This window comes from Streptomyces sp. NBC_01017, from assembly GCF_045162795.1.
GTDB classification, from domain to species: Bacteria; Actinomycetota; Actinomycetes; order Streptomycetales; family Streptomycetaceae; genus Streptomyces; species Streptomyces machairae.
The window spans coordinates 9583608-9607024 of the sequence record NZ_CP108683.1 but is presented as its reverse complement, the minus strand read 5'-3'; the positions used below and the strand labels follow the sequence as shown (position 1 = coordinate 9607024).

The following is a 23417-nucleotide window of genomic DNA, read 5'->3' as shown; positions in this document are numbered from 1 at the left end:
TTGTACCAAACGGTGGGTACAAGATGCCCTGGTCGGAATCTTGTGTCAAACAGTCGATACAAGAAGACGCCGAACAGGCGGAGCGGTGTCAGTCGGCTGGGATCTCGTTGATCAGGGAGCCTTGTCTCAGCCATCGAACGAATGCGAAAACCCAGGTCGCGGAAAGGAGGAGCAGCAGGATGAGGGCCAGGAGCCAGGGGGCGGGACGGGACCAGCCGGCAAGGAGGGCGCCGACGGCCGCTGTGACGAGCACGGCTTGCACCGACTTGTAGACGGCGGGGAAGCGGTCGTAGTCCGCCAGGGTGGGCAGAAGCACCACGGTGGTGATCAGCATGACGGCTACGGACCCGCCCATCAGCCAGCTCAGGGCGACTGGCGTCCGGTGATCGGTGGCGTGGTCCACGAGCCCGACCATGCCCGCGCCGGCTGCCGCCACGGCCATGGCCATCGGCAGGTGCGTGAAGATCCACGTCGCCAGCGAGTGGCCGGACTCGCGAGGCAGTCGTCGGGACACCAAGTCGGCGTAGTTCCACCAGAAGCCGAAGCCGATGGCGAGCCCGAGCAGGCCCGCCGTCGTGACGAGTGTGCTGCGTTCGGTGTCCGTCAGGCCGTTCACGACACCGATGACGACTTCGCCGAGCACGATGATGATGAAGAGTCCGAAGCGTTCGACCATGGGTTCGGTCACGACGTCATAACTCGGCGCTCTGCGCCAGAAGATGAGAATGACGCACTCCACGCTGCACCACGCGACAACGAACACCGCCCAGAGAACGAGACGGCCGTCGGCCGACAGAGGTGCCGATGCAGCGATCAGGACGATGCCCGCGACCATGACGGTCAGATAGCGACGGGGCGTCCTGCGCAGCTCCGGTTCGTCCTGTCGATACACGGAATACCACTGGTAACTCAGCAGGGCCAGCAGCAGTGCGTAGAGTGCCGCCAGGGTGCGGCCGTCGTCGCCGTCGGCGTGGCCGACGTAGACCGCCATGAGGGACAGCAGCAGCATCTGCACGAAGATCAGCGAGCGGGTGTGACCGTCTTCGCGGCCGTGCAGTTCGTAGAAGAGCGTGCCGTTCAGCCAGGCGATCCAGATCAGCCCGAAGACCACGGCGAACGTTGCCGTACCCCGCCAGGAGAAGTCCTCGGCGAAGGTGTGGGCCGCCTGCCCGACCAGGACGACGTAGACGAGGTCGTAGAAGAGCTCGAGGAAGCTGACGCTGCGACTGGTGTCGACCTCGCCGTGGCGCCGGGGCGGGCGGAAGAGCCATCGGCGGGTGCCGGTGCCCAGGGGGACTGCGGCTGCGGTGACAGGACGGGGCTCGGGGGCACTGTCGGGCATGTGAGGCTCCTGTATGGCGCGGCCGAACGTGTGACGCAGTGCTGGTGACGGCTGCACTCGGGGACGTTCATGCCGCGGGCGGCAGAGCCGTGGAGCCGGGCTCCGCTGCCGCTGCCGCGGTCCCGTCCCGCCAGGTACTCAGCATATGAACTGATATGAATGCATCGCGTGCAGGACAGACCCGCGTGTCACACGGGCGATGTCCGTCCCCAGCAGTGCCCGGAGAGGTTCATGCGACGTCTGGATCCCACCGATCCGCCGGCCATCGGCGGCTACCCCCTGCTGGCGAGACTCGGCGCCGGCGGCATGGGGCAGGTGTTTCTCTCCCGGACCGCGTCCGGTCGTCCGCTGGCCCTCAAAACCGTACGGCCCGAGTTCGGCCTCGACCCCGCGTTCGAGCAGCGCTTCGCCCGCGAGATCGCCAGCAGCGACCAGGTGCGCTCGCCGTGGACGGTGTCGGTCGTCGACTACAGCCCCGCGGGGCACCGGCCGCAATGGCTGGCCACGGAGTACGTGGCCGCGCCCTCCCTCGCGGACTGGGTGACGTCCGACGGCCCGCTGCCCGAGTCCGCCGTCCGGGCTCTGGCGGCGGAACTCGCCGAGGGGCTACGGGCCGTTCACCGGGCGGGGCTCGCGCACCGCGACGTGAAGCCGTCCAACGTGCTGCTCGCCCGCCGCCATCCGCTGCTCATCGACTTCGGAATCGCCCGAGCGACCGACGACACCCGGCACACCCGCACCGGCGGTGTCATCGGCTCCCCCGGTTACATGGCACCCGAGCAGGTCACCGGGGGCATATCGGCCGAGCCCGGCGACATCTTCGCGCTGGGCGCGGTCCTGGTGTACGCCGCCACCGGGAACGGGCCTTTTCTGCACCCGGGCGAGGATCCGTCCGCCGCCCAACTGCTCTACCGCATCGCACACGAGGAGCCCGCGCTCGACGGCGTGCCGCAGCCGCTCGCGCCGTTGCTGAGGGCCTGCCTGGAGAAGTCACCCCAGGACCGTCCCTCCGCGGACGAGTTGCTGAAGGGGCTCGAGGCCGAACCCGGCGTCTGGGCCTCGGCACGGCCGCCGGGCCTGGAGGCGGACATCACCGCGCGGGAAGCCGAGCTGGCGGCCCTGCTGGAACACTCGGCACCGCTCCCCCCGGAGTCACAACCAGCGCCGAACCCGGCACCGCAGACCGGGTTCGGGCCACCGACCGACTACGGCTCCCCGATCGTGTACGGCCCTCCACGCGCCCTCCCGTCGGGTCCCGCTCCCGGCCTCGTGCCGGACGCCCCGTCCGGTGCCGGTGCCACGCCCGGCCGGCGGTCGGCGCGGGCGTGGACGGCCGCCGTGGCCGCGGGCACGGTGGTGACCGCGGCCGTCATCACGGCGCTGGCCTGGGCCAACGGCGCTGATGACGCGGCGGGCGGGAACGGTCGTACGACCCCGCCCGCCTCCACCTCTCCTTCCGCCACCGCTGCCGGGAACGCTCTGCCCGTGTCCTGGGTGGGCACTTGGAAGGGCACAGGACCCGGCAGCCCCGCCGGCGACGGCATCGTCAACGCGCGCACGACGCGGGTGGCCGTGACCGTCACCCTCCATGCTGCGGAACGGGGCGAGATCGTGGGCAGACAGATCAGCCACGTGACCGAGGACGGCACAGGCCGGGACCTCGGGTGCACCGAGACGCTGCGCCTGCGGGAGACGCATCGAACGTCCATGGTCTTCGAGGCGGTCACCAGCGCACCCACGGATCCGTCGGCCGGCGTCCTGTGCACGCGAGGCAACCTCTACACCCTGGCGAAGACCGGCGCCGACACCTTGGCCCTGAAGGACGAGGGCAGTCAGACGACGGGGTCGCCCTCCCGGCTGACCCGCTCCTCCTGACACCTGACCGGCCGCACATCCAATCGGCTGCATACCTGATCGGGTGCAGGTGAGGGCGAGATGGACCTCGCCCGTCACCGGTCGGCATGGACGTCTCCCTGAGCCGTGAGAACGACGGCTTCTTGCTGAGGGAAGGCACCGGGCGGGATGCCCGGGATGGATTCCGTCCGGGTCGCCTGCTCATCGCCGGCCGACGGACCCCCCAGGGTCAGGCGGGTGACGATGCGGTAGCGGTCGCCGCGGTAGATGGAGTGGACGTACTCGACGGCCCGGCCGTTGGTGTCGCTGGTGAGGCGCTCGAACAGGAGCGCCGGCGACAGATGCGGCACCCCGAGGATCTTGGCCTCGGCCTGGCTGACGACGGTCGGCTCGATCGTCTGCACGGCTTCGCTCACCCGGACTCCATGGCGGTCGTGCAGGTGCTCGTACAGGTCGCCCGTTTCGAGTTCCTGCGCGGTCAGCGTGGGCACCAGGCTCGCGGGGATGTGCAGGTGCTCGATGGCGATGGGGACGCCGTCGACGAGCCGTAGCCGCGCCACGTAGACGATGTCGGCGGCGGGAGACAGGTGCAGTTTGCGGCCGACCCGGGCCCCGGCGGCGATGGTGGTGAACTCCAGCAGGCGGCTCGTCCAGGCGCCGGATGCCCTGGGGACGACCATGGTCCGGTGGTCCGACACCAGCTCCTGTGTGATCTTCTCCGGTGCCACGAACATGCCTCGGCCGTGCTCGCGCACAAGGAGTCCTGCGGCGACCAGTTCGTCGACGGCTGCCCGCAGGGTTGGCCTGGAGACGTGCAGATCAGCGCACAGGGACCGTTCGGAGGGGATGGCGTCGCCGGGGTTGAGCGATTCCATGAGTTCGAGGATGTGGTCCCGGACGCGTTCTCGCTTGAGAACCGTCCCCGACTCGTCAGCGTTCATGCTGCTGCTCCCGCCCCGCGTCCGTGACTTCACCTGACCAGTCTTCATTCCTTCTTACCACTGGTCGGGTACTGGTCAGGCGGAGTGTAGCCATCAACCGTCCACCACGGCACGGCTCAGCGTGAATCGTTCCACCAACAGCCAGGCCAGCGCGGAGGGTTGACGCCTCGATTGGTCTATGCCACCTTCATCGACCAACAAGAGGTCACCTGACCAGTCGATGAACTGGTCAGGTGGCGTGGTGCTTTCCTCCCAGGGGTGAACTGTGAAGCTCCGCATGCTTGCTGGTGTTTCCGCGCTGATGCTCGCCGGCGGCCTCAGTGCCTGCGGCGGCGACTCGGACTCGTCCGGTGAATCCGCCGACGGCCGGACGACCATCGATGTCTGGCTCATGCGCGACAGCGTCTCGGCGCAGTTCCAGAAGGAGTTCGTCGCGGGCTTCGAGGCAGCCCACGCGGACATCGACGTGAAGGTCCAGATCCAGGAGTGGGACGGCATCGGCGAGAAGGTGACCGCCGCCCTCGCGAGCAATGACGCCCCGGACGTCATCGAGACGGGCAACACCCAGGTCGCCCAGTTCGCGCAGAGCGGCGGGCTGCTCGACCTCAGCGGCAGGGTCGACGAGCTCGGCGGCGGCAACTGGCTCAAGGGGCTGGCCGAACCGGGCGCCTACGAGGGCAAGCAGTACGGCATCCCGTACTACGCGGCCAACCGGGTCGTGATCTACCGGACCGACCTGTTCGAGAAAGCCGGCATCGACCCCGCCGCCATCAAGACCCGCGACCAGTGGATCACCGCGACCGAGAAGCTGAACAAGGGCGGGACTCAGGGCATCTACCTGCCGGGCCAGATGTGGTACGCGCTGGCCGGGTTCATCTGGGACGAGGGCGGCGACCTCGCCACGCGGTCCGGCGACACCTGGACAGGCGCGCTCGACAGCCCTGAGGCCGTACGCGGCATGAGCTTCTACGAGCAGTTGCAAGCCCTCGGCAAGGGCCCCAAGGACTCCGACGAGGCAGAGCCCCCGCAGGCCGAGGTCATGGCCAAGGGGCAGGTGGCGCAGATCATTTCGACGCCCGGCGGGGCCAGCGTCGTCCTCTCGAACAATCCCGAACTCAAGGGCAAGCTCGGCTTCTTCCCGATCCCCGGCAAGACGGCCGAACGGCCCGGTTCGGTGTTCATCGGCGGTTCCGACCTGATCATCCCGGTGGCATCGGGCAAGCAGGACGCCGCCTTCACGTTCATCAAGGCACTCACCGGTGACGCCTGGCAGCGCAAGCTCGCCGCAGCCATGAGCTACGTACCGAACAAGACGACCCTGGCCGACGCGGTCGCCGCCGACCCGGGTGCCTCCGCGATGGCCGTGGGCGCCGCCGTCGGCCGGGCGACACCCAACACCCCCGGCTGGGCCGCCGTCGAGGCGAAGAACCCCATCAAGGACTACATGACCGCCGTGCTCACCGGCGCCGATGCCCGGGCCGAGGCCGCGAAGGCGTCCGCGTCGATCACTGCGGCCATGGCGACCGGATCCTGAGCCGTCGTCGCCGCCGCGTTCGCAACGCCGCCCGTACCCCTGGACCCGCCGCCACAGCGCGAGTCGCACAGAGCGAGCCGCACACCGAGAGGAGAGGACATCGTGACGGTCGCCCGTGAAGCCGGTGCGCCACCCACCTCGCTCCCCCGACCGGCAGGCGGCTCCGCCCGGCCGGGCCGCGGGGGCAGGCGCGGGCCCGTCGGGAGCGGAGCCTGGCCCTATCTGCTCGTCGCCCCCGCGATCCTGGGCATGCTGTATCTGCTCGCGTACCCCCTGGTCCGCACGGTGCTGATATCGCTCCAGGACTTCCAGCTGCGTCAACTCATCCAAGGCGACGCCCGGTTCGTGGGCCTGCGGAACTACGAGACCCTGCTCACGGACGCCCACTTCTGGCAGGTGGTGCGCCGCACGTTTCTCTTCATGGCCGTCAACGTCACCCTGATCATGCTGCTCGCCACCCTCGTCGCCCTGGTGATCGAGCGGCTGGGCCGGGTGGGCCGTGTCACCGTACTCAGCGCGCTCGTGCTGACCTGGGCCATGCCGGTGATCGCGGCCACGACGGTCTTCCAGTGGCTGTTCCACTCGGAGTTCGGCATCGTCAACTGGGCCTTGCAACAGCTGGGGTTCACGTCGTTCGACCGCTATCCCTGGCTCGCCCACGGTCCGGCCGCCTTTACGATCCTGGTCGCGCTGATCGTCTGGCAGTCGGTGCCGTTCGCGGCCATCACCCTGTACTCGGCCCTGGTCACCGTGCCGACGGAGTTGTACGAGTCGGCACGCATCGACGGCGCCTCGGCACGGCGCATCTTCCGCGCCATCACGTTTCCCATGATCCGGCCGATCTTCATGCTGGTGTTCTCGCTGGAGGTCATCTGGACCTTCAAGGCGTTCGTGCAGATCTGGGTGATGACCAACGGCGGCCCCGGCGACGCCACCACCATCCTGCCCGTCTACGCCGTGCAGACCGCTCTGTCGAGTCAGCGCTACGACCTCGGCTCGGCCGCCTCGATGGTCACCGTGCTGATGCTGGCCTGCGTGCTCGTCTTCTACTTCCGCCAGATGTTCCGCCAGGAGGGCGAGGCCCTATGAGCGTCCCGCGAGGCGTCACCAGCGGCACGGCGGGCCCCCGCTCCCGGCTTCGGCTTCGGCTTCGGCTTCGGCGCATGCCGTTGCACATCGCCGCCGGAGTGATCGTCGTGGTCTGTCTCTTCCCCGTGTACTGGATGGTCGCGACCGCGTTCAAGCCCAACCGGGACATCCAGTCCGACAGTCCCCAACTGCTGCCCCGGACCTGGACGTTGGACCACTTCCGTGCCGCTGTGGACGCCGAAGGCTTCGGACTGTTCTGGCGCAACAGCATCCTCGTGACCCTGGGCGCCGTCCTGCTCTCCCTGCTCGTCGCGCTGGGTGCGTCGTTCGCCGTGGCGCGCATGCGGTGGCGCGGCAGACGCCAGTTCATGCTGATGGTGTTCATCGCGCAGATGGCGCCGTGGGAGGCGCTGATCATCCCGGTGTACATCGTCTCCCGCGACACCGGCATGCTCGACCGGCTGCCCACCCTGACGCTGGTCTACTTCATGATGACGCTGCCGTTCACCATCGTGGTGCTGCGCGGGTTCATCGCCGCCATCCCTCCGGAGCTGGAGGAGGCGGCACAGGTCGACGGCTGCACGCGACTGAGGGCCTTTCGGCACATCGCCTTCCCCCTGCTCGCTCCCGGGCTGATGGCCACTTCGCTGTTCGGCTACATCACCGCCTGGAACGAGTTCACCTACGCCAACTTCCTGATCATCAAGCACCAGGACAGCCGCACCCTGCCCGTCTGGCTGTCCTCCTTCCAGAACGTCTTCGGCACGGACTGGGGCGCCACCATGGCCGCTTCCACGCTCTTCGCCCTCCCCGCGCTGGCCGTGTTCCTGCTGCTCCAACGCCATGTGACGGCCGGCTTCGCCGCCGGCGCCGTCAAGGGCTGACGCTCCCCTGCCCGGTCCCGCACCCCCGACCCCCGGAGACAGCTGTGCCCGCCCCCCTGCCCGTGGCCTTCTCCCTGCTCCCCCACCCCACCAAGGCGCATGCCAGAGCCGGACACTTCACCTTCGGCCCCGATACTTGCCTGCGCATCAGCAGCGGTGCCGAACCCGCCGCCCAGTTGCTGCGCACCCTGCTCGCCCCTGCCACCGGCCTGCCGTTGCGCTCCGCCGAGGACGCAGCCGTCGTCCTGGCCCTCGATCCGGCCCTGACCGGACTCGGCAGCGAGGGATACGGGCTGACGGTCGGACCGCACTCCGTGCTGCTGCGCGCCGCACAGACCACCGGCCTGCTGCGCGGAGTGCAGACGATCCGTCAGCTCCTGCCCCCGCAGGCCTTGGCGGCTTCGCCGCAGCGCGGTGCGCGTTGGTCACTGCCCTGTGTGGAGATCACGGACATCCCCCGGCACCGCTGGCGCGGAGCGATGCTCGACGTGGCCCGCCACTTCCAGCCGGTGTCCTACCTGCGCCGTTACGTCGACCTCCTCGCCCTGCACAAGATCAATGTCTTTCATCTGCATCTGACCGACGACCAGGGGTGGCGGATGCCGGTCGCGGCCTACCCCAAGCTCACCGAGATCGGCTCCCATCGTGCCCAGTCCATGACCGGTGCCGGCGGCGACGACCAAGACGGTGTGCCGCACGGCGGCGCCTACACCCGCGCCGAGTTGGCCGACCTGGTGCGGTACGCGGCTGCCCGAGGCATCACCGTGCTGCCCGAGATCGAAATGCCCGGCCACGTCCGTGCCGCCCTGGCCGCGTATCCGCACCTGGGCAACCGTCCCGACCGGGTGCTGGACGTGTGGACCCGGTGGGGAGTCTGCGACACCGTCCTCGGGGTCCACGAGGAGGTCTTCGACTTCTGCCGCACCGTGCTGGAGGAGGTCATGGACGTCTTCCCCTCCCCCTACATCCACATCGGTGGCGACGAGTGCCCCACCACCGAATGGGAGCAGAGCCCGGAAGCCAGGGCGCGCGCCCGCGCCGCGAGGCTGAGTGGTCCGGACGCACTGCACGGGTGGTTCCTGGGCCGCGTCGGAGTGTTCCTGGCCCGGAACGGACGCCGGCCGGTCGGCTGGGCCGAGTCCGGCACCGAGCTGTCCGACGACTTCACCGTGATGGCCTGGCGCGACCCTGCGCATGCCCTTGCGGCCGCAGGGCGCGGCCACGACGTGATCAACGCCCATTACCGCGCCACCTACTTCGACTATCCGCAGAGCGGCGGAACCCAGGAGCAGCCGGCACAGCCAGGAGCCGTCGTGGCGCTCAGGGACGTACACGCGCACGATCCCGTCCCCGCGGGTGCCGCACCCGAAGTCGCCGCCCGAATCCTCGGCAGTCAGGCGCAACTGTGGACCGAGTACGCCGAGACGCCCGCCCGCCTCGAGTACCTCACGTATCCGCGCCTGTGCGCCCTGGCGGACCGAGCCTGGAGCGGTCCCACCCCGTGGGAGGGGTTCCGCTCCCGTCTGGCCCGGCACACTCCGCGCCTCGACGCCCTCGGCGTCAGCCGCCGTCCCTGAAGCCGCACCACAGCACAGCCCTGATCCCCCGAGCACGACGAACCCCACATCCCGTCCCGGAAGGATTCAGCATGAAGTCCCGAACCACGCCGAACAGGCTGCGCGTCGCCGCAGCCGCCGCTGTCGCCATGGCCATGGGCACCGCCGGTCTCACCGCCCTGACGGGCACCGCGAGCGCCGCGGCGGCCGGCGTGACCGTCCAGTACCGGACCAGCGCCACGGGCGCCACGGCGGACCAGGCCGAACCCTGGCTCAAGGTCAGGAACACCGGCGACAGCGCCCTCCCGCTCAGCACCGTCAAGGTGCGCTACTACTTCAAGGCCGACTCGGCCGGCGCCGCCTACCGTTTCGCCTGCTCCTGGGCGGTCAAGGGCTGCGCCGACACCACCGGTACCTTCGGCACGCTTGCCAACCCCACGGCCACGGCCGACCGTTACCTGGACATCGGCTTCACCGCGGGGGCCGGCACCCTCGCTCCGGGTGCCGACACCGGGGACATGCAACTGCGCTTCCACCGGGCCGACTGGCAGCCCCTCAACCAGAGTGACGACTACTCCTTCAGCGCTTCCCGGTCGTCGTACGCGGACTGGCCGAAGATCACCGCCCAGGTGTCCGGCAGCACGGTGTGGGGCACTGCCCCCGAGGGTAACGAGCCGACCGATCCCCCGACCGACCCGCCCACCGATCCTCCGGCAGGCGGACAGAGCCTGTTCGACGACTTCAACTACACCGGCTCCAGCGACCCGAGGATCTCGGCGAACGGCTGGAGCGTTCGCTCGAACTCCGGCGGGCCCGGAGTGCCCGGTGCCACATGGTCCCCGGAGAACGTCACCTTCGCCGGTTCCGGCGGCAACTCGGTGATGAACCTGCGGACCTCGACCGCGGGAACGCCCGAGAGCACCAAGCAGACCGAAGTCCTCACCAAGAGCATGAAGTTCAAGAACGGCACCTACGCCGCCCGGGTCAAGTTCTCCGACGCGCCCGTGTCAGGACCGGACGGTGACCGCCTCGTCCAGACGTTCTTCACCATCAACGACCTCAAGGCGCCCATGGCCGACGACTACGCGGAGTACGACTTCGAGTACCTGCCCAACGGCGGCTGGGGCGAGCCCGCCAACATCCTGTACACGACGTCCTGGGAGACCTACAACCCCGATCCCTGGCAGGCCGTCAACCAGCACACCGAGTCCCGGCAGAGCTGGGCGGGCTGGCACGACCTGGTGCTCACCATCGACAACAGCACCATCAAGTACTACGTCGACGGCCGGCTCTTCGGCACGCACGACGCCGCCTACCTGCCCGAGCGCCCCATGTCCATCAACTTCAACCAGTGGCTGATCGACCTCGCGGGCCAGACCAGCACGACTCCGCGGTCCTACGACGAACAGGTCGACTACGTCCTGCACGTCAAGGACCAGGTCCTGAGCCCTGCTGAGGTCACGGCCAGGATCAGCGCCTACCGCACAGCCGGCACCACGTTCGAGGACACCGTCCCCAACAGCTAGGCCGCTTCCGTGGGCAGCAGGACTCAGGGGGTCGAACCGAGGGCCGGAGCCCTGCTGCCTGCCTCGGCACTCACGTGCTACAGCTGCGGAAGCACCTCGCCGGCGATGAGTTCCAGGTGGTCGAGGTCGGTGAAGTCGACCAGTCGGAGATGGAAACGCTCGGCACCGATGGCGCAGAACTCGCCCAGCCGCTCCACGAGTTGGGCCGGAGATCCGATCACCGGGTCCTCCGGCGGCAGGGCGCTCTTGATGTGCAGGGGGGCGGCACGCCGTTGCGCCTCCGCGGCGGTGCGGCCGATCGCGACCACGACGCCGGTCGAGAGCACCAGCGGTGGCCGGCCGGCGGCGGCCCGGCCGGTCCGTTCGCAAGCCTCGGCGACTCGTCGGTAGGCCCGGGCAGTCTCTGCCACCGACTTGAAGGGCATGTTGAACTCGTCGGCATACCGAGCGGCCAGCTGCGGGGTGCGCTTGGGCCCGCGGCCCCCGACGATGATCGGCGGCGTCGGCACCTGTACGGGCTTCGGCAGGGCGGGCGCGTCGAGCAGTCGGTAGTGGTCACCGTGGTGGCTGAAGTGCTCGCCGGCCGGCGTTCGCCACAGGCCGGTGATCACGGCCAGCTGCTCCTCCAGCCGATCGAAACGCTCCGGGGCGGGCGGGAACGGGATGCCGTACGAGGTGTGCTCGCGTTCGTACCAACCGGCGCCGAGGCCCAGCTCGACCCGCCCCCCGCTCATCCGGTCCACCTGCGCCACCGTCACGGCCAGCGGGCCCGGTAGCCGGAAGGTGGCAGAGGTGACCAGGGTGCCCAGCCGGATCCGGGAGGTCTCGCGGGCGAGCGCGCCCAGCGTGAGCCAGGCGTCGGTCGGGCCGGGCAGCCCGGGATCGGCACCCATCGCCTGGTAGTGATCGGCCCGGAAGAACCCCTCGAACCCGCAGGCTTCGACGTGTTGCACGAAGCGCAGCTGATCGTCGTAGTCGGCGCCGCGGTGCGGCTCGGTGAAGACGCAGATCCGCGCGGTCATCGCCCCTCCGTTTCGAGCGACGTGGATATGTCCCGTTCCATCAGCAGCTCGTGCAGATCGGCGGTGCAGCGGGCCACTTCGTCCAGGTGCGCAGTTCGGCCCAGGGTCCTCGGCCGGGGAATGGCGATGTCGACGGTCTTGCGGATCCGGCCCGGGCGCGGGCTGAGCACGACCACGCGGTCGGCGAGCAGCACGGCCTCGTCTATCGAGTGGGTGACGAAGACGACGGTGGATGCGTTCTCGATGTGGATGCGTTGCAGCTCCACCGCGAGGTCCGCGCGGGTCAGCGCGTCGAGTGCGGAGAACGGCTCGTCCATGAGCAGCACCCGGGGCTCGCCCATCAGCGACCGGCACAGTGCGACGCGTTGCTGCATGCCGCCGGACAGCTCGTGCGGCCGGTGCTTCTCGAAGCCGCTCAGTCCGGCCGTCTCCAGCAGCCGGTACGCCCGGTCGCGGTGCTCGGACTTGCGCCAGCCGAAGATCTCCACGGGCAGCAGGACATTGTCGAGGACGGAACGCCAGGGCAGCAGGGCCGGCCGTTGGAACAGCATGGCGACATCCCGCCTGGCTCCCTCGACCTGTTCGCCGCCGATCGTGATCTCGCCCTCGGTGACCGGCAGCAGCCCTGCGATCAGCCTGAGCAGTGTGGACTTGCCGCACCCGGACCGGCCCACCACCGCCACGAATTCGCCCTCGGCGATGTGCAGGCCGATGTCCTGGAGCGCCACCGTCGAACCGGACCGGCTGGTGAAGCTCCGGGACACACCGGTGAGTCTGATCATCCGGCGGTCTCCCCATCCACTGGCGATCGTCGTGCCGGCCGGTTCGTGACGCCCGGTCAGGCTACCCGTGGCGGGCCGCTCAGCGGTACCTGTCGTCCGTCTCTGAATGCCCCACTGCCGCACACCTGGCCCACAACTGCCGTGCACTCGTAGGCTGTTGCCTGCCCCAAGTGTCATGCCCTCGCCACGGTTGGCGGTCGGAAAGGACAACACTGTGCGCATGAACAGGTTCGCCCGTACGGTCGCGGCGACGGCCCTGGCCACAGCGCTGGCACTGGTCTCGGGGTGTGGCGGCTCGGATTCCGGCACAGGTGACGGTGACGACGACAAGGCACTCAAGAAGGTCACCTATCTGACTTCGTTCGGCAACTTCGGCCGGGACGCGTACGCCTGGGTCGCAAAGGACAAGGGGTACTTCGAAGAGGCCGGCTTCGACGTGGACATCAAGCCTGGCCAGGGCACCGGCGGCATCATCCCGGCCGTGGTGGGCGGGCAGGCGCAGTTCGGCCCCATCGACCTCACGGGCGGTCTGCTGCACATGGGCAGCGGCCAGGCGAAGGACTTCGTCGCGGTGGCCGCCATCCAGCAGCACACCATGGCCGCGATCGCCACCACCGAGGGCAACGGCATCGCCGCACCGAAGGACCTCGAGGGCAAGCGGCTCGCAGACACGCCCGGCTCCGTCGTACGCAACCTCTTCCCGACCTACGCCCGACTGGCCGGAGTGGACGCCGGCAAGGTGACCTGGGTCAATGGCGAGGCACAGACGCTGATGGGGACGCTCGCCAGCGGCGCGGTGGACGGCATCGGCCAGTTCGTGGTGGGTAGGCCGACCATCGAGACGGTGACCAGGAAGAAGGCCGTCCTGCTGCCGTACAGCGACGTGATACCCGATCTCTACGGGAACGTGCTGATCACGTCCACGAAGATCGCCGAGCAGGACCCGGAGATGGTGAAGCGGTTCAGCAATGCGCTGCTCAAGGGTTTGGAGTACAGCCTCGCCCACACGAAGGAGGCCTCCGAGATCCTCAAGCGGAACGTGGACGCCACGAACCCGGCCGCCGCGGCCGCCGAGTTGGAGTTGATGGCCGAGTACGTCACGCCGGACGGTGCCGGCACGGCGGTCGGGACGCTGAACTCCGCGCGGGTCGCGAGGAGCATCGCGATCCTGGAGGACGCGGGCGCGCTGCCCAAGGGGATGACCCCTGATCGGATCATCGACTTCGACCTCGTGCCGAAGGGCTGATCGCGCCGCGCGGGGAGCAGGACGGGGAGAAGGATGGGATGACCGACCTCTCGAAGCCGCCGCCCGCCCCGGCGGCGGGCCCGGAGCCGGTGCCGGTGCCGGTGCCGGTGCCGCGAGTCGGACCGGGAGCGCAGCGCAGAACCGGCATCGACGCCGTACTGCTGCCGTTGGCCGGGCTGCTGGTCGCGCTCGGCGTGTGGTGGCTGCTCACGTCGGCGCTGGAGGTGATCCACCCGGCAGTACTGCCTCCGCCGGGTGCCGTGCTCTCGGCGTTCACCGCAGCGCCGGGCCGGTTCCTGGAACACACCGGCGACACCACGGTGGAGACCGTCGTCGGGTTCGTTCTCTCCAGCGTCTGCGGGGTTCTGATCGGACTGTCACTGGCGGGCTCGCGGGTACTGGAGCGGATGTTCATGCCGCTGCTGGTCGCCGTCAACGCGGTTCCGAAGATCGCGCTCGGGCCGCTGCTGGTGGGGGCGCTCGGCTGGGGGCAGAAACCGGTCCTGACCATGGTCTTCCTGCTCTGCTTCTTCCCGATCGTGCTGTCCACCGCGACCGGCCTCACGTCGACCCCCGCGGACCTGGCCGAGTTGGCGCGCTCGCTGGACGCCTCCCGCTGGCAGGCGTTCCGGAAAGTACGGTTGCCCGCCGCACTGCCGCAGATCTTCGTCGGGCTGAAGGTGGCCATGCCGCTCGCCGCCATCGGCGCGGTCATCGGCGAGTTCCAGGCCGGTGAGAGCGGGCTGGGCTTTCTGATCGTGCAGGCAGGCGGGGTCGGCGACACCGCCACCGCCTGGGCCGCGATCATCCTGATCGGGCTGATGAGCATCCTGCTCTACTTCGCTCTGGTGGTGTTGGAACGGTTCGCGCTGCCCTGGGTCAGGGAAACCACCTCGCGCGGCTGACGTGTTCGCGGTTCTCGTTCTTGGCAACCTGTCGTTCCCCCTGTCGCCCACGGCCGCCTCCCGCCGCTGGCATGGCCTCGACAGCAAGGTCACCGGCCGGAACGGCGTCAATCCCGATCTCGGGCCAAGAGGCGATCAGGGCTGGGGGCGCGGGACGGCGGGACGGCGGGACGGCGGGACGGCGATCAAGGCTGCGGGCGTCGGTGCGGGCGCCGGGGCGCGGCGGGGTGTATCCAGAATGTATGGTTCCGCGACGCCTCAAAGATCATCGTTGGTCACAGGAACCACCTCAGTTGCTGCTGACGGTGCCGATCATGATGATTGTGATCGTCACGGTGGTCGACATCCTGGCTCCGCCCAGCGTCCACCTCGGGCCGTTCCTCGTGGCCGCGCCCGCCGTAACGGCGTCGTTCGCCGGTCCTCGCACGACCGCATGCGTCGGCGCGATCGCCGTAGCGGCCCAGGCCGTGGTGGCGGTGGTGCGCACGAGCCTCGCCGATCTGAACCACTCCTCTCAGCTGATCATTCTGATCCTGATGTCAGCGTTTGCGACCTCTTTCGCCGCCCGGCGTGAGCGCCATGAAAGGGAAGTCAGTCAGCTGCGGTCGGTTGCGACGGCTGCGCAAGAGGTGGTGCTCAAGCCGCTTCCCCAACGTGTCGGCTCGTTGCGGATCGCGTCGGTCTACCTGGCCGCCGAATCCGAGGCGCAGATCGGCGGCGATCTGTATGCCGCGGCTCGTACGGCGCACGGGACCCGGATCATCATCGGCGATGTCAGGGGCAAGGGCCTGGAAGCCGTCGGGGATGCCGCCCTCCTGCTCGGCGCTTTCCGGGGCGCAGCCCACAGGCAGGCCGATCTTCCGGCGCTCATGGCCTTCCTCGAGGGAACCGTCTCTTCGGACCTGGACGACCCAGCCGCTCTGGACGCCGCGACCGAGGATCGAGGCGAGGCGTTCATCACTGCCGCCGCGCTGGACATCCCGGACGACGAGCCGGTCCTTCACCTGATCAACTGCGGCCACCCCCCGCCTCTGCTGCTGCGTGGCGGGCAGGTCAGTCCCCTCGAAGTGCGCGACCCGGCTCCACCTCTGGGTCTCACCGATTTCGTGGAGACCGAGCTGTCCGAAGAACAGTTCGCTTTCGAGCACGGAGACATCGTCCTGCTCTACACGGACGGCGTCATCGAGGCCCGCAACCGCGAGGGCGCCTTCTACCCTCTCGCGGAACGGGTGGACGGCAAGGCCGACACAAGTCCCGACGCTCTCCTGGCCCACCTGTGCAGGGACCTGATGCGGCATGTCGGCGGACATCTGGGAGACGATGCCGCCATGGTGGCGATCGAGCGCATGCCGCGGCACCCCTGAGGATGCGGGTTCGCCGGCGGACCCGGTGCCCGAACGCTCCGCCAAAAGGGCGGGACAGAAGATCCTGACGCGGATCTCTTCGTTGAGTCGGGCATGAAGATCATCACTGCCGCCGTGCTCGCAGGAGCAGCTCTCCTCACAGCCGCCCTCCCCGCCTCGGCCGACGACGGGCCCATTGACTTCGGCATCTTCCAGGGGGTCAACGACACCAAGGGCTCAAGTTCCACGGACTCGAGCCCGACCTGGAGGCAGACCGACAGCGACACGAGCGGAACCGTCCCGAAGTCGGCTCTGGCGATGCTGGTGGACAACCTGGCCTCGCCCGGCCCGCAGTGACGCCGAGACGGCGCGACCGCCGCGCCGGGAGCGAGTCCCGCGCGGCATGAGCCACGAGGCACAGCCACCATCGGGGCCCCGGTCACGAAACGTCGTGACCGGGGCCCCGGGATCAACTACCGCGGAAGGTGCCGACCGCCGCTAGTTCCGGTACCGGAACACGATCCGGCCGCGCGTCAGGTCGTACGGCGGGAGCTCCACCAGCACCCGGTCCTCCAGCACGATCTTGATGTAGTTCTTGCGGATCTTCCCGCTGACGTGCGCCAGCACCTGGTGGCCGTTGTCGAGCTCCACGGTGAACATGGCGCTGCGCAGGCACTCGACGACCTTGCCCTCGACTTCGATGACATTCTTGTTCCTCGTCATCGCACCAGCTCCAGGTTGCTGCTCATCGGGCGGGCGCCGATGCCCTGGAACAACGCCGAGGCTGCTTGATTGGACTCATGGACTTCGGTCCAGGCCTCGGCGTACCCGGACCGGTGCAGCGTCCCCAGCGCGTGGGCCAGCAGCGCCCGCGCGATGCCACGGCGCCGCTCGCCGGCCCGGACCGCGACCAGCCCGATGCGCGGCCGGTTCGCCGTCACCACCCGGATCAGACCCAGGTAGCGGTCCGGCGCCGCGGCCACCGCGTATTTCGACGGGTCGACGATGGTGTCGCCTTCGGGGCGTGGAATCACCTCCGCAGGCATCGACCGCCACCCGACGGTCGCCTCGACTTCGTCACGGATCGCACGGTCCACCGCCCGCAGCAGACTCTCGTCGGCCTGACCGGCGGGCACGATCGTCAGGCCCGAAGGCGGCAGGACTGCTTCCAGCCCGGTGTCCCCCGGGTCGGTCGGCACGACGTATTCCCACTCGCGGCGCCGGATCGTGAACCCGGCCCGCCGCCAGCCGGCCGTCAGCTCGACGTCGGCTTCGTCGACCACCGTGTACAGCGGCGCGGGCAGTTCCGCCAGCATCGCTTCGGCGAGCCGGTCGAAGGTGGCGTCGCGCCAGGCGTCGATGCTGACGAACAAGCGTCCGTCGGGCCGGTGCGCCGCATGCCCCCGACCGACCACCAGGTCGTCATCCAGTGCATGCCATTGCCTGTCCGCCACGCGCGTGATCACCACGGCGTTCTCGCTCGGGCCGGACGTGAAAGGCTTTGTGCTCATCGGAGTATCCCTCCAGGAGTGCCTCGATCTCAGGCGCTCCTGGCGACACCGAACGTCAGCCGCCGGACCGTGACGGGTTGAGGGAGCACCCATGGGTAACTGTGTTCACGGGTCTCACCTCCATACGACGACTTCACGGTCCGACACGAAATTAGCGACGGGGCGCCCCCTCGCTCAAATCCTTTTCCGGGTCAGAACCAGCCGGTGCATTCGATGCCGCCGCCCGGGCCGTTGGTGCCGCAGGCTCGCATGACGAGACCGGCGTCGTTCCACTGAGTGGTGTACGCGTCGTTGCCCGAGGTGATGGTGGTGAAGCCGAGCATCGAGTCCCAGGTCTCGCCCCCGTCGGCGCTGCGGTCGACCCAGATCTCGTCGCCGACCGTGCCGCCGATGATGCGACCCCAGGCGCACTGGGTGGTGCTGCTGTAGCGCAGCTCCACGGTGCGGCCGAAGACGGTGGTCGACTTGGCCGTCCAGGCGCCCGCAGAGTTGGGCTCCGTACCGTCGCCGCAGGACGTGTTGTTCTCCGCGCCGGCCATTGTGCCGCCGATCTCCGGGTAGTCGCCGCAGGACGGCACGTCCTTGAGCACGGCCGGACCCTGTACGAAGAGGTTGCTGATCCAGCTGTGGTAGTCCGGCAGGAACGACCAGACGTTGTTCACCATGCCGTCGACCGTGGCCCGCTCGCCCACCCGCTGGCACAGCACCCGCACCTTCACGGAGATGCCGTTGCCGTTGGTGAAGTTGATGCCGCTGCCCGTGTTCGAGTTCTGCCGCAGGTTGGGCTGCCCCCAGGTCTTGTGGAAGGAGCCGCGGCCGTCCCAGGACCAGACCATCGGCGTGACGTCGGCGTGCGGGCGGAACGCGCCCTGGTAGCGATCCCAGCGGGCACTGATGTAGTTGACCTGGATCTTCATGCCCGACTGCGGTGCCTCGACCATCTTGCCGTTGCCGAGGTAGAGCGCGACGTGCGTCGGGCCGAAGCCCTCACGGCCGAAGTACATGATGTCGCCGGGCAGTAGAACGCCCGACCCCTGCGACTTCAGGAACTTGGTGTGTGCGTACCCCGGTGCCGCGAAGGTCGCCTGCGTCGTGCGCTCGGTGATGAGGTCCCGGCCGGTCGCCTTGTACCAGGCCCAGCGCACCAGACCGATGCAGTCGAAGCTCCACAGTGTCGGGTCCGCGTACGAGTCGGTGTCCGTGGGGTCGACTTGGCCCTGACTCGGACCGGGCAGGCCCTGTGCGTGGCCGCCACCCCACGCGTACTGCTGACCGACGGACCGGCACGCGACCTCGACGGCCGCCTGCGCTGCCGCGCTCGCACCGGACTGGAGCGGCGCGCACCCCGGGGCGGCGGCCGCCGGAGTGGCCGAGACGGCCGGCAGGCCGAGACTCATCACGGTCACGAGCGCGGCCACGAAGAGTCGCACCCGGCGACCCCATGACCGTTCTCCCCACCCCGTTCTTCCGGACCCCGTTCTTTCAGTTTCTTGGATTCTGCGAACTCTGTTGATCACAGGACTCCCCCTGGGCTCGGTGGTCTCCCGCGAACGTAAGGACTCCGCCGACCCATCGGTCCCAGTCATGTGTCAGGGTGCGACCCGCCTGCCCGCTCCATACGGTTCCAGCGATCGGGCATACGCCCAACGCTCACCAGGAGAGGCAGAAACCCATATGCGCAACATGCTGAGGCGCGCCGCAGCGCCGGCCTTCGCGGCCGTCACCGCGGCCCTGATCACAACGGGTACCGCTCAGGCCGCGCCGGCCGCCGACTGGGCCGGTTGCCCGTACGGCGCGGTCTGTGTCTACCCGCAGAACCAGAACCCGGCCGTGTCGCCGAGCCACATCTACTGGACCTATGGTGCGCACAACCTGAGCAACCAGTACGGCAACCACTGGGTGCTGAACAACCAGTACGACGGCGCGGTCGTCGAGCTGTGCCTCAGCTACAACGCGAACGACTGCACGTCCTCGATCGCGGCGGGACACGGCGAGTACCGGGACCTGTCGCCCATCAACTCGCTCCATCTGAGGCCGCATTACAACTAGGGTCCGGCTTCGAATGCAGCCAGTTGGTCACATTTACTGATTCCGTCACTCTCGTCGCTCTCTGTCCGTAAGCTCAGCGTCCTACCCGCACAGGCAGGCCGTGGGGCGGGGCCGTGGGGCGGAGGCCGGGGGGCGTCGTGACGCAGGTTGGCAGGGGCCAAGAGAAATCCGTCGAGAGGGTTCCAACTCGCTTCTCGTGGAAGGGATTTGTCGGGGCATCGGTGTTCTCGTACCTCGTCTCCCGCGCCATCATGGGTGGTTCGTGGTATCCGCCGGTCGTGTTCCTGGTCGTGGTCGTCGTCGTATTCGCGGTGAGGCACGGCCGGCAGGGGCCGATGGTCGGCGTCAAAGAGGTCCGCCGCGAGGCCGTGCATCTGAAGCCGTTGACCGACCGGCTGCAGCGGGCGATGGAACTGGGCGAGGCCGGAGATCTTGCCGCCGCCGTGGAACTGATCGACTCCGTCGCCGCGCATCCGGCCACAGAGCGGCTGCCGCTGATTGCCGCGAACGTGGCCATGCTGCGCAGCGACATCGCGGTGGCGCAGGGCGACCTGCCCACCGCCGAACGGGAGGCCGTCACCGCGGTCCGCCACCACGAGCAGGGCACGAACCGCTCCACCTGGTCCGAGGCGCTGGAGAAACTCGGCAGGATCCAGCTCACATTGGGCCGGAACGAGGACGCCCACCGCACCCTGACACAGGCTTTGGAGGTCGGCGGGGGATTCATGTTCCGGCTCAGCCGGGTCCGCGTGGAGCTCTACCTCACCAACATCGCCCTCGACGCCGACGACATCCCCCGCGCCGTCGAACACGCCACGGCCGCACGGAAGTTCGCCGCCAAGTGGCGCTGCAGACCCCAGCACGCGATCGCGTGCGACATGCTCGCCATCCTGGCCCTGGCGGAGAACCGCACCGACGACGCCGCCCGGTGGACAGCCGAGGCGGCACGAGTCCTGGGGCACGACGACTGCGCCCTGCCCCAACGCGTCCGCCACCTGATCTCCACCGCCCTGGTCGCGCACGCACACGGCAACGACCAGGAAGCCCTGGCCGCTTACCTGGCAATGATGCGCGGCGTCGCCGAACTACGCGCCGGCTGGGGCTGGCGCGACGCGCAGACGTTCTACGTCGACCTCTACAGCGAGCACGAGTTCGCGGCGTACGCCACCGCCCACAGCCTGCACTTGAGCGGCGACCAACAGGCCCTGGAGGCCTTCGCGTTGCTACTGGAACTCGGCAACCGGACCGCCCTGCGCCGCATGCTCCGCGGCGAACTGATCCTGCGGACGCCTGACGACATCGAGCAGGAAGGCATGGCCGAGATCGTCGGGCTGCTGAGCACGCTGGCCGGCGCCGAGGGCACGACGCCACCGGGGGCGGCGCGGGCCGCCGAGGTTCACGCGCCGGCCTCGCCTCCGCGCGCTGGGCAGCAGCAGGTGGCGCGGGCGTACGAACGTCTGGAGACGCTGGTTTCCCTACGGTTTCGGTGGGCGCTGAGCGCAGGCGACGAGGGACGGACTGGCGACCCGCGTGCGTACGCGCAGCGCTGGAGCAGCCATGTGCTGCAACTTCGGCTCGTCGGAAACGGCCGGACGAACTGCGTCGCCGGGCTGTGGACGGACCCGGACGGCATACAGCATCCGTTCCTCCACCCGGTCGAGGGCGCCGCGGGGGTCCTGCTCGGCGAGGTCACCGGCGTCGAAGACCTGCGCCAGGGCCCGGCGCTTCCGACGCCCGCCCAGAGCGTGCCGGACAGCGCAGACGGCGAAACGGAGGGTGTCCGCGCGGAAGCTCCCGATTGGCGGACGACACCGCGCTTCCGCCATCTGACCGCCCGCGACACCACACCCTGGGCGGCCCTCGCCCAACTCCTGCTGCCCAGCGGCCTGGTGGACCTGCTGCGCAACACCAACCCCGCAGGCGCGGTGCCAAAGTTGCTGATCGAACCCGACTCACGCCTGTGGCGGGTGCCGTGGGCCGCGCTCAGCGTCGAACCGGACGATCCCGAGGGCTACGTGCTGGACCGTGCGGTCCTGGCCATGCTGCCCAGCCTGTCACTCGCGGACAGCGCGGCCGCAGGCGGCGACGAGCGAGCAACCGGCGCCGTCGAGAACCGTGCATTCGCTTATCTCGCCGGCGTCAACGCCGAGGGCCTGGACCTCGAACGGAACGCTCTCGACGCCGCTTACGGCACCGAGGTCGTCCATGCCCGCACCGCCGCGGAACTGCTGACGGTGCTCGGTCCGGACGGCGCCGGTTTCTCGGTCGGCGCTGCCTCCGTGCACGGCAACGACAGCCCCGGACTGGCCCACGCGCTTCGCCTGGACCGGCGGACTCAGCTGTCGGCGGCCCGCATGCTCACCCTGCGTTTCCCGCGGACTCTGCTCATCAACGCCTGCCTGTCCGCCGAGCTCGACGAGCGCCGCGGCACCGACCCGCTCGGCATTCCCACGGTCGCCCTGTGCCGCGGTGCCGAGACCGTCATCGGTGGGATCTTTCCGCTGCCGGACGGGAGGGCAAAGAACCCCCGGTACAGCCACCCCACCGCCCGCATCCTGGCCATCCTCTACCGGCTCCTCGCGGAGGGCGTCCCGCCGTCGACTGCCCTGCGCACCGCCCAGCGTCGGTACCGCGCGGAAGTCGGCCCGGTGCCGCCACGACTGTGGGCGGGGCTCGTCAGCATCACCACGACGTTCGAGGACCCTCACCGGCCTTGAAGAGGACGCTCACCGGCCTTGAAGAGAACGCTCATCGGACTTGAAGACGACCGACACCGCATGTGAGCAGCGCACCCGCACAGGAAGGACGCACGCCCCATGGCGACCGAGCGCCACACGCCCCCGTACGGACCCGGACCTGACGGGACCGGTGGGTCCGGCAGCGACGACTGGGAGGACGAGTTCGGCTTTGACGACAGGCATTTCGTCGTGGAGGACCTGATCGACGAACCCGACCTCGAACTGCCGCCCGCCGTGACGAGCGCGCCGCCCGCCCAGCCTCCGGACGCCGGCGCGCAGGGGCAGCCTCGTGCCCAGTAGCGTCATCGCCGCGGTGATCCTCCTCGCCGCGATGACGCCGGGCTTCGCGTTCCACCAGGCACTGCGCCGCTACCGTCCACAGGACACACGGTCGTCGACCATCGAGGTCGTCCAGCTGTTCAGCGTAGGTGCGTTGGCGACCTCCGCCGGACTGCTGCTGACGCTGCTGGCCGGGGAACTGGTCACCTTCCTCGTACCGGTCGACGCCCTGCACAGGGCGGCGGCCGACTTCCGGGACCGCCCCTGGTCGTGGATCGGTGCCGCGCTGGTGACCATGACGCTGAGCATGGTGCTCAGTTCGCTGGCCGGGGTGTACGCGGGACGGACGTCGCCCAGGCGCACGGGCGCGGGGCTGCGGGACGGCACGGTGGCCGTGTACGCCCTCACCGACCGGGCCGGCCCGGACCGGCGGAAGCCCTTCGTGGCCGTCGAACTGTCCGACGGGCGCCTCGTGGAAGGCTATGTGCGCTACGTATCGACCGACCCCGACCCGGCCCGGCGCGATCTCGTGCTCCAGCAGCCGATCGCCTGGACCGGGCCGGATGACGTGCCCCGCACCCGCTCGAAGGCGGTGTGTGTCTTCGTGCCGGGTGCGCTCGTGCGTGTGGTGCACATCAGCTACCCACCACAGCCGGTGACTCAGCCGGCTCCCGGCGCCGCGATCGTGCCCCCACCGGCCGGAGGGGCCGCGTCCCCGCCGGGCAACAGCGCGGCGCCCGCTGCGGGAGGCACGACGTAGTGAGGGGGCCGGAAAATGAGGCGGACCTTCACCTCACGGCTCAGCCGCCCCGCCAC

Annotated in this window: 21 protein-coding genes; 14 read left to right on the top strand and 7 right to left on the bottom strand. The window is 69.3% G+C overall.

The window, feature by feature from the left end:
- Positions 1–88: 88 nt before the first annotated feature.
- Entirely contained in the window at positions 89–1342 is a 1254-nt protein-coding gene (locus tag OG331_RS43915; RefSeq protein WP_406207830.1) for a low temperature requirement protein A, read from the bottom strand.
- A gap of 231 nt (positions 1343–1573) precedes the next feature.
- Between OG331_RS43915 and OG331_RS43910 the strand changes: the two genes are divergently transcribed.
- A complete protein-coding gene (locus OG331_RS43910) occupies positions 1574–3217 on the top strand; it encodes a protein kinase domain-containing protein (RefSeq protein ID WP_406207827.1) in 1644 nt (547 codons plus the stop codon).
- 74 nt (positions 3218–3291) lie between these two features.
- Here the strand turns inward: OG331_RS43910 and OG331_RS43905 are convergent, their stop codons facing one another.
- Positions 3292–4137: a GntR family transcriptional regulator gene (locus tag OG331_RS43905; RefSeq protein WP_406207823.1), complete on the bottom strand. Its 846-nt coding sequence runs from the start codon at positions 4135–4137 to the stop codon at positions 3292–3294.
- A 277-nt stretch (positions 4138–4414) separates the two neighbouring features.
- Here OG331_RS43905 and OG331_RS43900 point away from each other — a divergent pair, with 277 nt between their 5' ends.
- The 5 genes from OG331_RS43900 to OG331_RS43880 all read left to right on the top strand — a co-directional run bounded on the left by OG331_RS43900 (position 4415) and on the right by OG331_RS43880 (position 10726).
- Positions 4415–5671: an extracellular solute-binding protein gene (locus tag OG331_RS43900; RefSeq protein ID WP_406207820.1), complete on the top strand. Its 1257-nt coding sequence runs from the start codon at positions 4415–4417 to the stop codon at positions 5669–5671.
- Positions 5672–5773: 102 nt separating this feature from the next.
- Entirely contained in the window at positions 5774–6760 is a 987-nt protein-coding gene (locus OG331_RS43895; protein WP_406207817.1) for a carbohydrate ABC transporter permease, read from the top strand.
- 74 nt (positions 6761–6834) lie between these two features.
- Positions 6835–7644, top strand: a complete 810-nt coding sequence (locus OG331_RS43890) for a carbohydrate ABC transporter permease (RefSeq protein ID WP_406207815.1) — start codon at positions 6835–6837, stop codon at positions 7642–7644.
- A gap of 44 nt (positions 7645–7688) precedes the next feature.
- Positions 7689–9221, top strand: a complete 1533-nt coding sequence (locus OG331_RS43885; protein WP_406207813.1) for a beta-N-acetylhexosaminidase — start codon at positions 7689–7691, stop codon at positions 9219–9221.
- A gap of 71 nt (positions 9222–9292) precedes the next feature.
- Positions 9293–10726: a cellulose binding domain-containing protein gene (locus OG331_RS43880; RefSeq protein WP_406207810.1), complete on the top strand. Its 1434-nt coding sequence runs from the start codon at positions 9293–9295 to the stop codon at positions 10724–10726.
- A gap of 77 nt (positions 10727–10803) precedes the next feature.
- On the opposite strand, the gene OG331_RS43875 is transcribed toward OG331_RS43880, so the two are convergent.
- A complete protein-coding gene (locus OG331_RS43875; RefSeq protein ID WP_406207808.1) occupies positions 10804–11748 on the bottom strand; it encodes an LLM class F420-dependent oxidoreductase in 945 nt (314 codons plus the stop codon).
- Positions 11745–12530 (bottom strand): ABC transporter ATP-binding protein, encoded by a 786-nt coding sequence (locus OG331_RS43870; protein ID WP_406207806.1) that lies wholly within the window; start codon positions 12528–12530, stop codon positions 11745–11747. Before OG331_RS43870 ends, OG331_RS43875 begins: the two co-directional genes overlap by 4 nt.
- 220 nt (positions 12531–12750) lie before the next feature.
- Between OG331_RS43870 and OG331_RS43865 the strand changes: the two genes are divergently transcribed.
- From OG331_RS43865 to OG331_RS43850, 4 genes are all read left to right on the top strand, one after another.
- Complete coding sequence (locus OG331_RS43865; protein WP_406207803.1) at positions 12751–13776, top strand: ABC transporter substrate-binding protein; 1026 nt, start codon at positions 12751–12753, stop codon at positions 13774–13776.
- Between the two features lie 38 nt (positions 13777–13814).
- A complete protein-coding gene (locus tag OG331_RS43860) occupies positions 13815–14681 on the top strand; it encodes an ABC transporter permease (protein ID WP_406207801.1) in 867 nt (288 codons plus the stop codon).
- Positions 14682–14923: 242 nt separating this feature from the next.
- Positions 14924–16045 (top strand): PP2C family protein-serine/threonine phosphatase, encoded by a 1122-nt coding sequence (locus OG331_RS43855; RefSeq protein WP_406210708.1) that lies wholly within the window; start codon positions 14924–14926, stop codon positions 16043–16045.
- A gap of 93 nt (positions 16046–16138) precedes the next feature.
- Positions 16139–16381: a hypothetical protein gene (locus tag OG331_RS43850; protein WP_406207798.1), complete on the top strand. Its 243-nt coding sequence runs from the start codon at positions 16139–16141 to the stop codon at positions 16379–16381.
- A gap of 141 nt (positions 16382–16522) precedes the next feature.
- Here the strand turns inward: OG331_RS43850 and infA are convergent, their stop codons facing one another.
- From infA to OG331_RS43835, 3 genes are all read right to left on the bottom strand, one after another.
- A complete protein-coding gene (gene infA, locus OG331_RS43845) occupies positions 16523–16747 on the bottom strand; it encodes a translation initiation factor IF-1 (protein ID WP_406207795.1) in 225 nt (74 codons plus the stop codon).
- Complete coding sequence (locus OG331_RS43840; protein ID WP_406207792.1) at positions 16744–17535, bottom strand: GNAT family N-acetyltransferase; 792 nt, start codon at positions 17533–17535, stop codon at positions 16744–16746. Before OG331_RS43840 ends, infA begins: the two co-directional genes overlap by 4 nt.
- Positions 17536–17726: 191 nt before the next feature.
- Positions 17727–18965, bottom strand: a complete 1239-nt coding sequence (locus OG331_RS43835) for an NlpC/P60 family protein (protein ID WP_406207789.1) — start codon at positions 18963–18965, stop codon at positions 17727–17729.
- Between the two features lie 244 nt (positions 18966–19209).
- Here OG331_RS43835 and OG331_RS43830 point away from each other — a divergent pair, with 244 nt between their 5' ends.
- The 4 genes from OG331_RS43830 to OG331_RS43815 all read left to right on the top strand — a co-directional run bounded on the left by OG331_RS43830 (position 19210) and on the right by OG331_RS43815 (position 23361).
- Positions 19210–19584, top strand: coding sequence for a hypothetical protein (locus OG331_RS43830; RefSeq protein ID WP_406207787.1), 375 nt, complete (start codon positions 19210–19212; stop codon positions 19582–19584).
- A 221-nt stretch (positions 19585–19805) separates the two neighbouring features.
- Entirely contained in the window at positions 19806–22301 is a 2496-nt protein-coding gene (locus tag OG331_RS43825; RefSeq protein WP_406207785.1) for a CHAT domain-containing protein, read from the top strand.
- A gap of 99 nt (positions 22302–22400) precedes the next feature.
- A complete protein-coding gene (locus tag OG331_RS43820; protein ID WP_406207782.1) occupies positions 22401–22622 on the top strand; it encodes a hypothetical protein in 222 nt (73 codons plus the stop codon).
- Positions 22612–23361 carry a DUF6338 family protein gene (locus OG331_RS43815; RefSeq protein WP_406207779.1) on the top strand — a complete coding sequence of 250 codons (750 nt, stop codon included), beginning with the start codon at positions 22612–22614 and terminating at the stop codon, positions 23359–23361. The genes OG331_RS43820 and OG331_RS43815 overlap by 11 nt, the downstream gene beginning before the upstream one ends.
- Positions 23362–23417 lie beyond the last annotated feature (56 nt).

What these genes read in the sequence shown, in the direction of transcription:
- OG331_RS43910 (WP_406207827.1), top strand. Translation starts at nt 1,574, where the DNA reads ATGCGACGTCTGGATCCCACCGATCCGCCGGCCATCGGCGGCTACCCC.
- OG331_RS43870 (WP_406207806.1), bottom strand. Translation starts at nt 12,530, where the DNA reads ATGATCAGACTCACCGGTGTGTCCCGGAGCTTCACCAGCCGGTCCGGT.
- OG331_RS43890 (WP_406207815.1), top strand. Translation starts at nt 6,835, where the DNA reads ATGCCGTTGCACATCGCCGCCGGAGTGATCGTCGTGGTCTGTCTCTTC.
- OG331_RS43875 (WP_406207808.1), bottom strand. Translation starts at nt 11,748, where the DNA reads ATGACCGCGCGGATCTGCGTCTTCACCGAGCCGCACCGCGGCGCCGAC.
- infA (WP_406207795.1), bottom strand. Translation starts at nt 16,747, where the DNA reads ATGACGAGGAACAAGAATGTCATCGAAGTCGAGGGCAAGGTCGTCGAG.
- OG331_RS43900 (WP_406207820.1), top strand. Translation starts at nt 4,415, where the DNA reads ATGCTTGCTGGTGTTTCCGCGCTGATGCTCGCCGGCGGCCTCAGTGCC.
- OG331_RS43905 (WP_406207823.1), bottom strand. Translation starts at nt 4,137, where the DNA reads ATGAACGCTGACGAGTCGGGGACGGTTCTCAAGCGAGAACGCGTCCGG.
- OG331_RS43850 (WP_406207798.1), top strand. Translation starts at nt 16,139, where the DNA reads ATGAAGATCATCACTGCCGCCGTGCTCGCAGGAGCAGCTCTCCTCACA.
- OG331_RS43880 (WP_406207810.1), top strand. Translation starts at nt 9,293, where the DNA reads ATGAAGTCCCGAACCACGCCGAACAGGCTGCGCGTCGCCGCAGCCGCC.
- OG331_RS43830 (WP_406207787.1), top strand. Translation starts at nt 19,210, where the DNA reads ATGCGCAACATGCTGAGGCGCGCCGCAGCGCCGGCCTTCGCGGCCGTC.
- OG331_RS43855 (WP_406210708.1), top strand. Translation starts at nt 14,924, where the DNA reads ATGGTTCCGCGACGCCTCAAAGATCATCGTTGGTCACAGGAACCACCT.
- OG331_RS43915 (WP_406207830.1), bottom strand. Translation starts at nt 1,342, where the DNA reads ATGCCCGACAGTGCCCCCGAGCCCCGTCCTGTCACCGCAGCCGCAGTC.
- OG331_RS43860 (WP_406207801.1), top strand. Translation starts at nt 13,815, where the DNA reads ATGACCGACCTCTCGAAGCCGCCGCCCGCCCCGGCGGCGGGCCCGGAG.
- OG331_RS43840 (WP_406207792.1), bottom strand. Translation starts at nt 17,535, where the DNA reads ATGAGCACAAAGCCTTTCACGTCCGGCCCGAGCGAGAACGCCGTGGTG.
- OG331_RS43820 (WP_406207782.1), top strand. Translation starts at nt 22,401, where the DNA reads ATGGCGACCGAGCGCCACACGCCCCCGTACGGACCCGGACCTGACGGG.
- OG331_RS43865 (WP_406207803.1), top strand. Translation starts at nt 12,751, where the DNA reads ATGAACAGGTTCGCCCGTACGGTCGCGGCGACGGCCCTGGCCACAGCG.